The organism is Terribacillus saccharophilus, from assembly GCF_046592895.1.
GTDB lineage: Bacteria > Bacillota > Bacilli > Bacillales > Amphibacillaceae > Terribacillus > Terribacillus saccharophilus_D.
Map to the genome: position 1 here is coordinate 611,873 of NZ_JAWVPU010000002.1, position 15,097 is coordinate 626,969.

11 protein-coding genes are annotated in these 15,097 nt (G+C 43.6%); 4 read left to right on the forward strand and 7 right to left on the reverse strand.

Going from position 1 to position 15,097, the window contains the following annotated elements; genetic code table 11:
- Positions 1-32 precede the first annotated feature (32 nt).
- Positions 33-179, reverse strand: a complete 147-nt coding sequence (locus SFC66_RS08940) for a hypothetical protein (protein WP_411218345.1) — start codon at positions 177-179, stop codon at positions 33-35.
- Positions 180-377: 198 nt separating this feature from the next.
- Between SFC66_RS08940 and brnQ the strand changes: the two genes are divergently transcribed.
- Positions 378-1,727, forward strand: a complete 1,350-nt coding sequence (brnQ, locus tag SFC66_RS08945; RefSeq protein ID WP_411218346.1) for a branched-chain amino acid transport system II carrier protein — start codon at positions 378-380, stop codon at positions 1,725-1,727.
- A gap of 132 nt (positions 1,728-1,859) precedes the next feature.
- On the opposite strand, the gene SFC66_RS08950 is transcribed toward brnQ, so the two are convergent.
- A complete protein-coding gene (locus tag SFC66_RS08950) occupies positions 1,860-2,963 on the reverse strand; it encodes an HD domain-containing phosphohydrolase (RefSeq protein WP_411218347.1) in 1,104 nt (367 codons plus the stop codon).
- A 229-nt stretch (positions 2,964-3,192) separates the two neighbouring features.
- Between SFC66_RS08950 and SFC66_RS08955 the strand changes: the two genes are divergently transcribed.
- A complete protein-coding gene (locus SFC66_RS08955; protein WP_411218348.1) occupies positions 3,193-3,843 on the forward strand; it encodes a DUF4037 domain-containing protein in 651 nt (216 codons plus the stop codon).
- A gap of 291 nt (positions 3,844-4,134) precedes the next feature.
- A complete protein-coding gene (locus SFC66_RS08960; RefSeq protein ID WP_411218349.1) occupies positions 4,135-4,977 on the forward strand; it encodes an aldo/keto reductase in 843 nt (280 codons plus the stop codon).
- Positions 4,978-5,264: 287 nt separating this feature from the next.
- Here the strand turns inward: SFC66_RS08960 and SFC66_RS08965 are convergent, their stop codons facing one another.
- The 4 genes from SFC66_RS08965 to SFC66_RS08980 all read right to left on the reverse strand — a co-directional run bounded on the left by SFC66_RS08965 (position 5,265) and on the right by SFC66_RS08980 (position 11,892).
- Positions 5,265-7,412 (reverse strand): type IA DNA topoisomerase, encoded by a 2,148-nt coding sequence (locus SFC66_RS08965; protein ID WP_411218725.1) that lies wholly within the window; start codon positions 7,410-7,412, stop codon positions 5,265-5,267.
- A 120-nt stretch (positions 7,413-7,532) separates the two neighbouring features.
- A complete protein-coding gene (locus tag SFC66_RS08970; RefSeq protein ID WP_411218726.1) occupies positions 7,533-8,288 on the reverse strand; it encodes an SDR family NAD(P)-dependent oxidoreductase in 756 nt (251 codons plus the stop codon).
- Positions 8,289-8,589: 301 nt separating this feature from the next.
- Entirely contained in the window at positions 8,590-10,887 is a 2,298-nt protein-coding gene (locus tag SFC66_RS08975) for a beta-glucosidase (protein WP_411218350.1), read from the reverse strand.
- Between the two features lie 21 nt (positions 10,888-10,908).
- Positions 10,909-11,892 (reverse strand): alpha/beta hydrolase, encoded by a 984-nt coding sequence (locus SFC66_RS08980; RefSeq protein ID WP_411218351.1) that lies wholly within the window; start codon positions 11,890-11,892, stop codon positions 10,909-10,911.
- Between the two features lie 203 nt (positions 11,893-12,095).
- Between SFC66_RS08980 and SFC66_RS08985 the strand changes: the two genes are divergently transcribed.
- A complete protein-coding gene (locus SFC66_RS08985; RefSeq protein WP_411218352.1) occupies positions 12,096-13,307 on the forward strand; it encodes a helix-turn-helix domain-containing protein in 1,212 nt (403 codons plus the stop codon).
- 57 nt (positions 13,308-13,364) lie between these two features.
- On the opposite strand, the gene SFC66_RS08990 is transcribed toward SFC66_RS08985, so the two are convergent.
- A complete protein-coding gene (locus SFC66_RS08990) occupies positions 13,365-14,786 on the reverse strand; it encodes an MFS transporter (RefSeq protein WP_411218353.1) in 1,422 nt (473 codons plus the stop codon).
- Positions 14,787-15,097: the final 311 nt, after the last annotated feature.

A 15,097-nucleotide genomic window follows, 5' to 3' on the forward strand; every position in this document is an offset into this window, starting at 1 on the left:
AAAAACACCTGGATGTTTTTCGCCTTTTGTAATTATTGATCGGTAGTCGCGATTGCCTCTTCTATCAGCAATATATCTTCCTGGATCAAGTTCCGGATCCCTGGTTCCGGGCAGCGCCTGAATTCATCCTCGAGCCGTTTGAGCTCTGCGTGGAAGATATCGATATCCGTGAATTGCATACTATGACCTCCAAATGGCTTTTATACATATATATGCCGAAAATGGAGTGTTATATACTTCTTTCATCTTCACAATATTTACAGTTGTTGGCTTCTGCGATTTGTGATAGAATCTCTAACAAGGTTCAAATATTCTTACTATTTTATCTATTTAATTTTCTAATTATTTAGAACTTTCCCATCTCGGAGGTAACCACTGTGAAAAAATCAATTCCGTTTTCTTATGTCATCGTTACAGGATTCATGTTATTTGCATTATTTTTTGGAGCGGGCAACTTGATCTTTCCTGCATTGCTCGGCCAGAGTGCCGGCACAAATGTCATGACTGCCAACTTAGGCTTCATCGTCACCGGCGTAGGATTGCCGCTGCTCGGTATACTTGCATTCGGCTTTTCTGGCAAAAATGATTTACAGGATCTTGCCAGCCGTGTTCATCCGGTATTCGGCTATGTATTCACCTTGGTACTGTATTTATCCATCGGCCCTCTTTTTGCATTACCGCGTACCGGTACTGCATCATTCGAAATCGGAATCCAGCCATTCTTGTCCGGCGATACTGGTCCTTGGCCTTTGATAATCTATTCTATCGTATTTTTCGGCATTACTTGTTTCTTCTCGTTGAAGCCAGCGAAAATCGTCGATATCGTTGGTAAATATCTGACACCCGCTTTATTGATATTCATAGCTGTATTGATCATCACTGTACTTGTCAATCCGCTCGGTAGCCCGCAGGACCCAACTGAAACCTATAGCAGCAATGCTTTCTTCAAAGGCTTCCAGGAAGGTTACTTGACGATGGATACATTGGCAGCGTTCGTCTTTGGCATCATCGTCATCAATTCCGTGAAAAATATCGGTGTTACTGATCGAAAGAGCATTCTCGGATTCACATGGAAAGCTGGCGTGATTGCTGCCGTACTTCTTGCTTTGGTTTATACTTCCATATCTTATCTAGGTGCAACTAGTGTAACAGGAATCGGGTTGTTGGATAATGGCGGTGCCGTACTGGCAGGCGTCTCCGAAGTATACTATGGGAGAATGGGCAATGTGTTGCTTGGTCTGATCGTACTAGGTGCCTGTCTGACAACGAGCATTGGACTTGTGACAGCCTGCAGCAGCTACTTCAGCCGCCTGTTCCCGAAGGTTTCTTATAACGTCATCGCTATCGTATTATCTGTATTCAGTGCTATCGTTGCAAATGCTGGTTTGGCGAACATCATCAAATTCAGCGTACCTGTGTTGACAATCATCTACCCGCTGGCAATCGTCTTGATTTTCCTGACTTTCTTGCATGATGCGTTTGCCGGCAGCAGAGCTGTCTACTTGATCAGTTTACTGTTCACATTTGCCGTGAGCTTGATGGAAGGCTTGTATGCAGCCAATCTGCAGATTCCTGGGGTGCAGGAATTCCTGACAAACAATTTGCCGATGTACACTCTTGGTCTTGGCTGGCTGTTACCAGCGATTGCAGGAGCAGTCATAGGCTTCATCATTCATCTTGTAACAAGGTCTGACCAGAGTGAATTGAAGAAAGCTGATGTTAGATAAGTGTAGCTTACCCGTTAAACGCTTGGGGAATGTTCCCAAGCGTTTATTCATGTGTTCTTTTGATGGATCATTGACTGAAATGAAAAACAGCAGCTCCCCTCCTTAAGAGGTAAGCTGCTGTTTATGATTTTTTTATACAGCATCCGCTTTCGGAAAGGATTGCAGATCATAAGAGCAATCTTCCAAAATTTCAATGAAGATATCAACGATATGCGGATCGAATAAACTGCCTTTACATCGGATCAGCTCATCTGCGGCATCCTCGACGGACATCCCTTCACTGTAGGTACGTTCTGTCGTCATGGCGTCGAACGCATCGGCCACTCCGACGATTCGGGCAAATAAAGGAATCTGCTCCCCTTTCAGCTGCTTTGGATAGCCGCTTCCATCCATACGTTCATGATGGAGCATTGCTGTATCGATCGATTTTTGGAAGAAACGGTTTGGTTTGGTGGCAGAAAGAATGCGAGCACCGATTTCTGTATGTTTTTTCATGAGCTCGAATTCGCTTTCTGTCAATCCCGTCGTTTTACGCAAAATACTGTCCTCGATGCCGATTTTCCCGATATCATGCAGAATAGCTGCTTGATACAGCTCAAAGCAGGCTTTGGCATCCATCTCCATTCTTTTACCGATCAGCCAGGCATAACGCGCAACCCGTTCCGAATGCCCTTTTGTCAACGGATCACGTGCATCAAGCGCCTCTGCAAGCATGCGAATCATGCTGAGGAACATCTTATGAAGATCATCGTACTTTTGGCTATTATGTAAGGCAAGTGCAGATTGTTCTGCCAAAGTGCTGGCCAGCAGGATATCACGTTCATCAAAAAAACATCGATCCTTCTTGTTCACAAGCTGAATGGCACCCAACACCTGTCCTTTGGTCTGCATGGGAACGATGAGCATATCACTGGAGCTGCCAAGATTTTCCATGTTTTTGACTTGATCCGCCTCGCCGGTCTTGATCACTCTCCCGACTATGCCACCTTCTTCTTTCATAAGAGGTATGGGCAGTGATGCAGGCGGAATACCACATGATACTTTCGGTACAATCCGCTTTTTCTCTCTATCCAGCACCCATAAAGTTGCTTCTTCTGCTTCCACGATCATCACCATTTGATCGAGAATGCCCTGGTAGACATCTTGCAGGTCAATTGCTGCATTCAATTCCTTCAGGGCGCTAAGCAGTTTCGATAATTCTTCCACTTTAGATTCAAGCATCATTATAGTTGCCAAAACGCTTCCTCATTTCCCCAAACCCATACTTATATCATGGTACGTTATTCCTGTTTTTCCTTAGTTTTAGTATAAGCTAACAACAAGTAAATTAGAAGTTGTTTTCCTATTAAGCTGAATTTTATGTGAAGTTATGGAAAAGTGCACTATCGTAAGCCAGCAAAACTTGTAAAATTCAAGCAATAATAACGGAATTCATATGATACATTATTTGTAGGATGGGTTCGTGTTGAATTTATTGGATAGGGGGAAAGAGATTATCTCCATATACAAATCAAATCCGAAAGTTGAGACAGCTTTTATCGGGGGATCTGTCTCACGAAATTGGCAAGATGCTTTTTCTGACATTGAAATATTTGTACTTTGGAAGGAAGCACCAAATGATCAGGACAGAAAAAAGCCTATTTCGAAATTAAAAGGCGATATAATTGATTTCTTCCCGTATGAAGATGGAGAATGGTCTGAAACTTATCTTAGTCAAGGTGTGAAGTTAGAAATCAGTAACTTTCTGACTGCCACTATAGATAGTGTGATTGATGATGTTCTGCTTTCATTCGATACAAATGCTGTAAAGCAATGCTTACTAACTGCCATTCATGATGGCATATCCTTGTCTGATGACTGTGCAATGGAAAAATGGAAAGATAAAGTCAAAGAATATCCTGATGGCTTGCGTACTGCTATGGTGGAAGAACATATGCATTTAGGTAATAAACGGAATAATCGTAAGGCGTTGCTTTGTCGTCAAGATTGGCTGATGCTTTATCAAACGATGATAGTAGTACAAAGCCGTATAATGGGGATTTTGTTTGGTTTGAATCGTGTATTCATCCATCATCCCTCTTATAAATGGCAGCGACACACACTGCAATCCATGTAAGAAACCGGAAGATATAGCCGACCGGTTAGAGTCCGTTTTCCTGCAAAAGCCTGATATTGCTGTTAGGGAATTGGAAGCAATCATCCAGGAGGTTTACGCAATGATTCAAGAGACGTTTACCCCAAGTCGATATAATACCAGTCATTGAAAAATCGCTTTATTTAAGACCTTTTCATCCCCAGAAATAATGGGTTATTCGTAGTAAGATAACTAGCGAATCCAAATGCTATCTTAAGACAATCGTTACCATTTATGCTACGCTTGAAGCATAATCGGAAAGGAGAAGATATAATGCAAAATCATATTCCAACTAAAAAACTGCATGATGGTACGATCTTTCCTGCTGCCGGCTTTGGTACATATGGATTGAAGGGCAGTCAAGGAGTACAGGCGATCCGGAGTGCAATTGATGCAGGCTATCGCCTTCTTGATACTGCTTATAATTACGAAAACGAGGCGACTGTCGGACAAGCCATCAAACAGCATGGTATTGCACGCAAGGAAATCTTGGTCACTTCCAAGCTGCCTGGCCGCTATCATAAGTATGATGATGCCGTAACCACGATTCAGGAATCTTTGTACAGAGCAGGACTTGATTATTATGATTTATATTTGATCCACTGGCCCAATCCGAAACAAGACAATTATGTAGAAGCATGGCAAGCGTTGCAGGACGCACGTAAATGGGGATTGATCCGTTCCATCGGCGTGTGCAACTTCCTGCCAGAACACTTGGAGCGTTTGAAAGCGGAAACAGGCGAGCTTCCTGTCATCAACCAAATTGAACTTCATCCATTTTTCAACCAAGAGAAGCAGCGAAACTATCATGAAGAAAATGGTATCGTAACGGAGTCTTGGAGCCCGCTAGGCAGAAAGACGAATCTGCTTGATCATCCTCTACTTGCTGAAATAGCTGAGAGTCATGGAAGAAGTGCCTCTCAAATCGTCCTGCGCTGGCATTATCAGCTAGGCAGCATCGCCATTCCGAAATCTGCCACGCCAAGCCGACAGGTTGAAAACCTTGCTATCTTCGATTTTGAACTGAGTGATTCTGACATGGAGAAGATCAACAGTTTGACAGTATCCGACGGTCGGATCAACGATCAAGACCCAGCAGTTTACGAAGAATTTTAAAAAGAGGCTGAGACAAAAGTGTTTTAGCTAGATGAAAACCCGAACTATATTACAAGTCTTCATACGAAGATTTGCATAAGTTCGGGTTTTTAATTTGTACACGATACTAGCGTAGGCAGAACACGGAGACTCCTACGGGAACAGCGCGAGCTGAAGACCCCGCAGTGGCGAACTTTCCACGAGGAGGCTGAAGCCGTGCCCGTGGAAAGCGGAGTGTTCTGCCGAAGCGGTATTTAAGAATAACATCGGATTAAAGGACTAAGATATTATTTATGTCCCAGTCCCTTTTATTTTTTCTCAAATTCCATTTTCCAGCTGTAATAGTCATTGTCTGTATTTTTTTCATAAGAAAGATAGGCCGAGAACTTCTTGCCACGTTTACTCGTCATGCCTTTCACATGCGCTTTCCCATTCTTGAGCAGCGCTTTAACCATCGTCTTTGTTGGTTTCTTCCGCACTGCTGCCAGGAACTTATCGTTTTTCCAAACGACAAAACTGCAGGTTTTCTTATAATTTTTACAGCCGAAGCCCTTATACCCTTCCACAACATCCCCACCGCAAGCCGGGCACTTACCGAGGACTTCGTGGGTGATAGTCTGCTTCTCAATAGTCCGAATCGGAGCTGCTTCATCTTGCTTCATCGTTTGGACTGCTTCTTTCGTGAAAGAAAAAATCATTTCAAGGAAATCTTCCCGTCCAACTTTCGCATCCTCTATATCGGACAATGTTTTCTCCAAACGGCCGGTAAAGTTTAAATCGAACAATGGTTTCACTGGGAATGTTTCCACAAGCTTCTTGCCTGTTTCTGTAACATGAAGTTCTTTGCCTTTATTATCGATATAATGAATGTCTTTCAGCTTTTTTATCGTTTCTGCTCTTGTGGCAGCTGTCCCGATGCTAAAACCTCGGAGCACTTCTCCGATTTCCTCTTCATCTTGTTTGCCTTTGCCGCAGGTTTCCATAACACGTAATAACGTTCTTTCGGTATGTGGTTTTGGCGGCTGTGTCATATGCGACGTGACAGCTGTTTCCCATATATCAACCATCATGCCTTCTTGCACGTCCGGCAGCAATGTTTCCTTTGTTTGCTGTTTCTCGACTTTTTTCCAGCCATCAACAAGCTGAATGCGGCCCTTGGAAATAAAGCTGCCTGAAAGCGAAACATCGGGAATCACTGTTTCAAGCGTCGTCTCTTCATAAACGGCGATCGGCATGAACTGCATGATAAAGCGATTTTTGATTGCGGTATATACAAGTTCCTGGTCGGGTGTAAGCTTTTTAGGCAAAACATAAGTCGGGATGATGGCGCTGTGACTGGATACTTTGCTGTTGTTGAATACACGTTTTGACCGGGTGAATTTGATTTCCGATTCATAAGGCAACCCTGCCGCTACTTTTTTTAAGACACCAGCCGCTTTTGAAACGAGACTCTCTTCCAATGCGGTACTGGAGGTCCGGGGATACGTAATATATTTCTTTTCATAAAGTGTCTGGGCTACTTTCAATACTTTATCCGATGTCCAGCCACTGTATCTTGCCGTCATGTACCCTTGTAGTCCGGATAAGTTGAATAAAGGCGGGCAGAATTCCTTCTTTTCTTCTGTTTGCTTGTCTTTGATTTGACCTTGTTTTCCTTGTATTTGCTGAAGGATGTCTTGTAATGTATCTCTTTCCTTGAACTTGTCCGTTTTGCCTTCCTTGTAAACACCTTCGTAAAACTTCTTATCTGGCGTACGGAAGGTTGCCATCAACTTAAAATAAGGTTCTGGCTTGAATTCGCTGATTTCTTTATCGCGGTCATAAATGATCTTCAGCGTCGGCAGCAGCACACGACCGATGTTCAGCACTTTTCCTCGACCGCTTTGATAGCGGAGAGTAGCTACGGAAGTCAAATTGATCCCAATTACCCAGTCGGCCCATTGACGGCCGATACCGGCATCATAAAGCGGCTGAAGCTCCGTATTGGGACGCAGGGATTGAAGTCCGCGAAGCACTTCCTGCTCCGTCCATTCATTCAGCAGCAGTCGATATACTGGTTTGTTCGGCTTCACATAGTTGATGATGCTGTCACCGATCAGCTGCCCTTCCCGGTCATAGTCACACGCAGAAACGATCCTGCCGACATCTCTTCTTTGCATGAGCCGTTTCACGATACCAATCTGCTTTTTCGCACCCAGATCTGCCGCATCGCGATTGCGCGGGCTCGATTTGATTTTATATTGGAATGCATCTGGCACGAATGGGAAGTTATCCAGCTTCCATCTTGCCATAGCCGCATCATAGTCCTTTGCATCGTAAAGCTGCAGCAGATGGCCGAAAGCCCAAGTGATGATATATTCAGGTCCTTCGTAATAGCCATCCTGCTTTGTTTTTATTTTCAATGCATCTGCAATGTTTTTTGCAACGGAAGGCTTTTCCGCCAAAATGACAGTCATACTCATATATAGATAATACTCCTTTAGTCTATCAAGCTCGTAACTTATATTTTACCATAAAAAAGCACTGACTCATTAACTAGAGTCAGTGCCGTATTACTAAGCTTTCACTATTGTGATTTACAATGTCAGTCCGCCGTCTGCCAGAAGTACCGAACCAGTCATATAACTGGAACCTTCTGAGGCAAGGAATGAAACGACAGCTGCCAATTCCTCCGGTTCTGCATATCTTCCCATCCGCATATTAGGAAACTCATCCGGCACATAGCCAGTTTCCAGAAGCTGCTCCGGAACACCCGCAGTGATTGCTGTCGCAACACCACCAGGACAGATGGCATTAACACGGATGCCTTTCTTTACGTATTCAATGGCTGCTGCTTTGGTCAGCCCGATCACTCCATGCTTGCTTGCCGTATATGCTGCCAGGCTATGTTCTGCGCGAATGCCTGTAGTGGATGCAGTATTGATGATATTCCCGTACCCTTGTTCATTCATGATTTTCAGCGCATGCTTCATCCCTAAGAAAACACCCTTCAGGTTCACATTGATGATTTTATCGAAATGACTTTCATCGATATCTTCGAACTGGGAGAAAGTTTGCAATACACCAGCATTGTTGAAAAGCACATCGATATGTCCAAATGTTTTAATTGTTTGTTCCAGATATTCTTGTACATCAGCGGCTTTGGAAACGTCTGCTTGAATGAAGATCCCAGTGCCGCCATTGTCTTCGATCAACCGCAATGTTTCTTCTCCAGCTTCACGTTGGAAATCGACAACCACAACCTTTGCACCTCTGGCAGCCATCAGCTGGGCGCTCGCCCTTCCGATACCGCTGGCTGCGCCGGTTACAACAATCACTTGGCCTTCATGCAGGCGATCAGAAGCTGGTTGCTTTCGTTCAGGTGTTTTTTTGGTCTGTGTTTCATCAATCTCATTTAGATTGATAGCTTCCAAATCTTTTTGAATTGCTGTCAGCACTGATTCAGGAAAATTGACTTGCGGCAGTGCGGCAAATTGAATCAAATTAAGGCTGGAAGCCATGCTGAACATCTGTTCACTGACGTACTCAGGCATATGTTTAGTCAATATCTTCAGCGATTGCTCATTTGCAAGTAATTGCCCGATATTGAATTTGGACAGTATCGTCATAAAATCCCCCCATACACTAATTTCTTTATTTTTGTAAAGATGGTGTTTTAACAGCGTCATTGAACTGACGGATCAATTCTTGCAATGTCTCTTCTGTCAGAGCGCCTTGTGAGAAAGGAATCAACGCACGGAGCGGCATATATTGTGCCATGGCTTGCATCATTTCAGGAGAAACCGCATCGGAAGAGCCAGCTTCTTGTCTATCGCCCATCGCCGTTTGGATATGCTGCAAAACAGGCAGCGTTTTCGGGTTGTTCATCAGTTCGCCAAGTGTTGTATTGCGGTGGAATACAGGAACAATATCCACGGTGGATTCCACGGACACAGTGTCGGACAAAACGATATCAGCTGATGAACGTCCGATTAGAATGTCGAATTCTCCTGATTCTACATGCCAATCGTTCAGATCTGTATGGAAGTAAGCAAAGCTTCGCTTATCAAGTTCAAGCTGAACGGTCTTCTCTTCCCCTGGCTGCAGCGCCACTTTCACGAATCCTTTCAGTTCTTTTTCAGGACGTGAGATGTTTGACTCTTTATCTCGTACATATAATTGAACAATTTCTTTGCCGTATCTGCTGCCTGTATTTTTGACTTTGAGCTGAACAGTCAATTTCTCTTGATCTGTCATTTCTTTGCTACTGACTGTTAAGTCTGAATAGCTGAAATCCGTATAGCTAAGTCCGAATCCAAACGGAAACAGCGGAGTCACTTTCTTGGTATCATAATAACGGTAGCCAACGAAAATACCTTCCCTGTACTCCACTCGGTCTCCATCACCCGGGAAGAATAAGTGAGCAGGCGTATCCTCAAGCTTTACAGGGAATGTTTCCGCAAGCTTCCCGCTCGGATTCACATCTCCGAATAGCAAATCGGCAATCGCTCCGCCTGCTGCCTGCCCGCCAAGATACGCTTCCAGGACACCTTTCACTCCATGGATCCATGGCATATCCACCGCTGATCCATTACAAAGGACCACGATGGTATTAGGCTGGACAGCTGCAACCTTTTCGATAAGCTCGCGCTGATTTTCAGGAATATGCAAATGCTTCCGGTCATATCCTTCCGACTCGTAACGATCTGGAAGACCCGCAACGATGACGACTGAATCAGCTGCTTGTGCTTGTTTTAACGCTTCATCCAATAGCGCATCATCCTCACGCACATCCTGGGTGACATCGTATCCGCGGGCAAATGTCATCGAAGCTTCATCGCCAGCAGTTTTTAGCATTTCACCATAAATGGAATCCAGCTTTGTCGGATTGATATGTGAGCTGCCTCCCCCTTGGAAACGAACTTGCTCAGCCATGTCCCCGATGACAGCAATGTTATCCGCTTTTGCCAAAGGTAAAATGTCATCTTCGTTTTTCAATAGTACCATCGCTTCTGCCGCTGCTTCCCTAGCCAGTTGGTGATGCGCTTCTTTGTCATAGGATGCACCTTCTTTTTGCAGCGCTTCTGCTTTGAAGATGATGGTCAGCAATCTGCTGACTGACTCATCCAGCACAGTTTCAGACAGCTCTCCATTTTCCACTGCTTTCACGATTCTTTTTGGACCAATACCTGCACTCGATGGCATTTCCAGTTCCATGCCGGCTTCCACACTTTTTTCAGGCAAGTTCACAGCACCCCAGTCAGATACTACGATTCCTTCATGCTCCCATTCTTTTTTCAATATATCCGTCAACAGCTTTTCGTTTTCCGAGCAAAAAGCGCCATTGATTTTGTTATAAGCTGACATGACAGTCCATGGCTGCGCCTGTTTGACTGCCATTTCAAAGCCAGTCAAGTAGATTTCCCTCAGTGTACGTTCATCTACAATGGCGTCCGTCGTCATCCGGCGATGCTCTTGGTTATTGACTGCAAAATGCTTCAATGAAGTTCCGACGCCTTCGCTTTGCACGCCATTGATCTGTGCTGCAGCCATCTCACCAGTCAGATATGGATCTTCTGAAAAATATTCGAAGTTCCGACCGCAAAGCGGGGAACGTTTAATGTTGGCACCAGGTCCCAGCAAGATGCTGACACCTTCGGCCTGACTTTCTTTCCCTAACGCTTTTCCAACTTTATTGATCAAGTCACGGTCCCAGGAACTCGCCATGCCTGCAGCTGTCGGAAAGCACGTGGAAGGCACGCTTTTATGTAATCCCAGATGATCTGCTTCACCGGTTTGCTTTCTCACACCATGTGGTCCGTCTGTCATGACGATGGACGGAATGCCCAATCTTTCTACCGCTGTTGTGCTCCAGAAATCAGCTCCTGAACACATTGCTGCTTTTTCTTCTAAAGTCATGCTCTCAACTATGCTAGTTATGTCTTTATTCATGGATAAAACTCCTTTATCAGTTTATTTATTGTGCGAAACATCCTTTAAACGTCCATCCAATTCCAGCAGCTGCTGTTCAGATAAAGAGCCTGGCAGATGACTGTTGACCATCCTGAGTGAATAAGGTTTTATACCTGCAAGCAGCTCTTCATTTGCCAAAGCAGGAACAAATTCCTTCAGTATGTTTCTGCAATCTTCAGAACGCCATAATGATCCCAGTGTCACATCAATGCTGTACTCACCAGCTTCCTCCGCATCAGGTATCAAACTCTCCCTATCGGCCTGAAAGTCCCCCAATACCCGATGAAGCCAAGATACACTCAAAGGAAACCACTGTGCAAAGTCTTCATTGACATTGGTCTTCACCCCCGAGGAAGTGAAAGGTTTAGCCATCGACAGACCATGGACACCATGCTGGAAAATGTGCGACTCAAAAGGAATGCCGTGTTCGTTCAATGCTTGCATAAAGCTGATCGTATGTTCAATCGGCACGACAGCATCTTCAAAAGTCGAGAATAAAAAGGTTGGCGGTGTAGCAGCATCCACTTTCTGCTCCAAGGAAGGCACGGGAAAAGCGAGATTGAGAGAATCTAATATACATGGATAACCAAGGATCAATGCATTAGGTTTGTTTTTCCCGATGGTCCCTAGTGCAGCTGCCAAATGTCCGCCGGCAGAGAAGCCCACCACGGTTATTTTGCTGCCATCTGTCCCCCATGCATTCTCGCGGATCAAACCGATCGCTTCCTCTGCATCTTCCAGGGCTTTATCGAAGTTTTCGTCTTCACCTGTTGTGTACCGCAAAACGAAAGCATTATAACCTTCTGCCAAAAAAGCCATGGCCACCGGTTCAGCTTCGCGATCAGATGTGCTGTAATAGCCGCCACCTGGGAAAATCAGCACACCTGGACGCAGGTCAATATTGGCAAATTCCTCTGAGCTGTCCAATAAGTAAGTATCAAGGACAGCCTGCTTATTTCTCAGTTGCACTCTATCGAATTTCAAACATATTCCCCTTTCTCAAGCGATGATGATTGCCTGCACTGCACTTTTGGACAGTTAGTGATGTTTACCCTATTCGTATCGAAATCACTAACTCTATAATAAGATTAAGCTTTAAAGTTTAAAAATAATATGAAGGAATCAATTTTTTTGTAGTATTATATATGTGTAAGCGCTTTATTTTTATAGTGTAGGGGGATGCACATATGGATAATGCTAATTTGCCTTTCATTGCCGCAATGATTCATACAGCTTATAAAATTCCAGTTTGTTTATTGGATGAACAGCAACATGTTTTACAAAGTAGCGGTTCACAATTGTTCAACCCATTGTACAAAAATAAAAATGAATTCTTCCTCGAATCCGTGCAGCCAGAAAGGAAAGAGAAGAACAACCCGGTCCTAGTCATGACTACATACAAGGAAAGCCTGATAGTTTTTCATCTTACTTCCGGGAACATGCTCGTGCTGGGGCCTTTTACAGTGTATGAAGAAACAGAAAGTATAATTGACGCTATTTTAGATGTGCTGACAATTTCCAAAGGCCAACAAGAGAAGTTGATTGCTTATTACAATCGACTGCCTTTCTTAAGTCAACGGGAACTTTTAGCTCTGTGCAGATTAGCTTTTTATTTGATTTTTCATAAGCAGCTGGATCCGGATCGAATATTGTCCCAATTAAGAGAACCCGATATGCTGGAAACCGAGCCTGTCGAAGACCTGTTACGGCAGCGCCGTTTCGACGCTACCTTTCACATGGAATATCGGGATGAGCAAAAGATATGGCAGTACATCAAGGAAGGCAACAAAGAGGGACTTCAGCAGCATATCGAAACGATAGACATCGATGGCGTTGGGGTACTTTCGAAAAAGAGTCAGCTCCGCAACATGAAGAATCATAGCATCATATCAATTGCTCTTGCGACTAGAGCGGCAATCGAAGGCGGTTTGTATCCAGAGATTGCCTATACAATGAGCGATTTGAGTATCCAAAAAATAGAGGATACTTCGGAACCAAACAAAATACAATTAATTGTCAATGATCATTTTTATTCCCTAATCGATCAAATCAGGGATAACAAATCCAGCAGCTTTTCAAAAGCTGTTCAAATCTGTCAAAATTATATATTCAATCATATTTTTGAGCCGATTCAAATAACAGACCTTGCAGAAATCGTCCACTTAAATCCTGTCTACTTATCACAGTTATTCAAAAAAGAAACAAGTATGCCTCTCGGTAAATACATCCAATCCGTCAGATTAGAAGAAGCCCAAAAGTTACTTGTGCAAACTGATTACTCCGTAGCTGAAATTTGTATGATGCTTCAATTCAATGACCAAAGCTATTTTTGCAGCATTTTCAAGAAGCATACAGGCTTGACACCTAAGCAGTACCGTAAAAATCCGGTACTTAACTGATCCAGTTCACAACATGGAAAAAGCCGCCAATCCAGATGGATTGGCGGCTTTTGTTCATCAATCGTTATTTCTTCGTTCAGCCAGGTCTTTTGCTATTTGTTTTTGCCTATCTTCCGTCAGATCAAACCAAGCAACACTCGCGGTAAATGCGATTATGAAAGCTGGCAGGAAGCTCATTATGATCTTAAGGCCTAAAAGGGTGCCATCGCTTTGCTCCACTCCCGGTTCATATCCAATGACAGCAAGCGCGCCAGCTGCCACAGATCCTGCTATCGCTCCTGCGAACGTTTGCACAAAGCCTTGAAGCGAACCCATGAAAGCGTTGACATTTATCCCCGATTTCCATTCGGTATAATCCATTGCTGCAGGCATCATGGCACTTTGTGCAGGGCTCGAGAATCCAGTGAACAAACTGCCAAAGACTGAGATGGCGATGAAAGCAGTAACCCCTGCTGGTGAAGCCGGGATGAAGAATACCGCAACCATTGTAACGACATTCACTGCCGCTGCCAAAAGTACATTCGCTTTGATACCAATGCGTTTTGTGATCAGCGGGCTCAGGATGGCTCCAAGGATCATCGGTACTATCGTAACGGATCCAACTGTGACGATAAGTGCCTCATTATTAAAATAATATTTGAAGTAATGAATCATGATACCGGATCTAACACCATTCGCTAAATTCAGAGCTAGAATATAAATGTAAATGGTGACAGCTGCTTTATTTGTAAAAACAGCAACCAGCATCGTTTTTAAGGATGGCTGCTTTTCATCATTCTTCTTTTTGGTGATATATCTTTCTTTGATTGTGAGTACTTGGAACACTGTAATCAATATCCCGATTACAGCAACTCCCCCCATAAGCATTGAAAATCCTGTAGCATCATTACCGCCGCCTAAACCAGAATACAATGGCTGTACCCCGACCGAGACAAACATAGCCCCTACCAAGACAAGGATGTAGCTGAATGTACCAATTGCGATTCGGTCATCGACTCTTTTTGTAGCTGCAGGCAATATCGCTGAGCCTGGTGCTTGGCCGATAGCTATAGATAAACTATATAATAGATATGTGATCGTTACGTAAACTAATTGCATTGTTGGACTCAAATTAAAATCGGTAAATGTCATCCAGCCAGTAACCCCGGTAAAAATCCCCAATATGAGTAACCAAGGTTTATATTTACCCCATGGAGTATTCACTTTATCAATGAATATTCCAAAGAAAGGTGCAGCAAATGCATCAAATGCACGTGCGAATAAAAATAATCCTGCCACAAAAGCTGGGTTGATCAGCATAACATCTGTATAGAAAAATAATAAAAACATGGAAACCATCTGCAGGTGAGCAGTCCCAACCATGCCACCTACGGAAAGCGCTATCCTTTCCCGCAGTTTAAGTTTGCTATCTTCTCCGTTGCTGTTATTATCAGGGCCGTTTAATTCAACCGCTGGATTACCCAATGAATTTTTCTCCATTTACTCTTCCCCCTAAAAATCATTTATGTTTGCGGTTTGTTGTATCATCGATTAGTGTTTCACGATCACTCCATTTTGAAATCACTCCGTATGTTAGCGCTTTCAAATCTATACATTTAGATTAAGCTTTTGCTTCCAAAAGCTATATATAAAAGTATAGATTTTTATAAGAATTTAAATGAGAAATCTCTAATTATTTGGAAGATACATGAGTCCATTGTTTCATCATAGAAGCGGGGAAAAAGTTATGCATATTTTCTATGCATCAAATTGCAATTGCGTGAGAATTGATGAAAACAAACAAGCTGCCA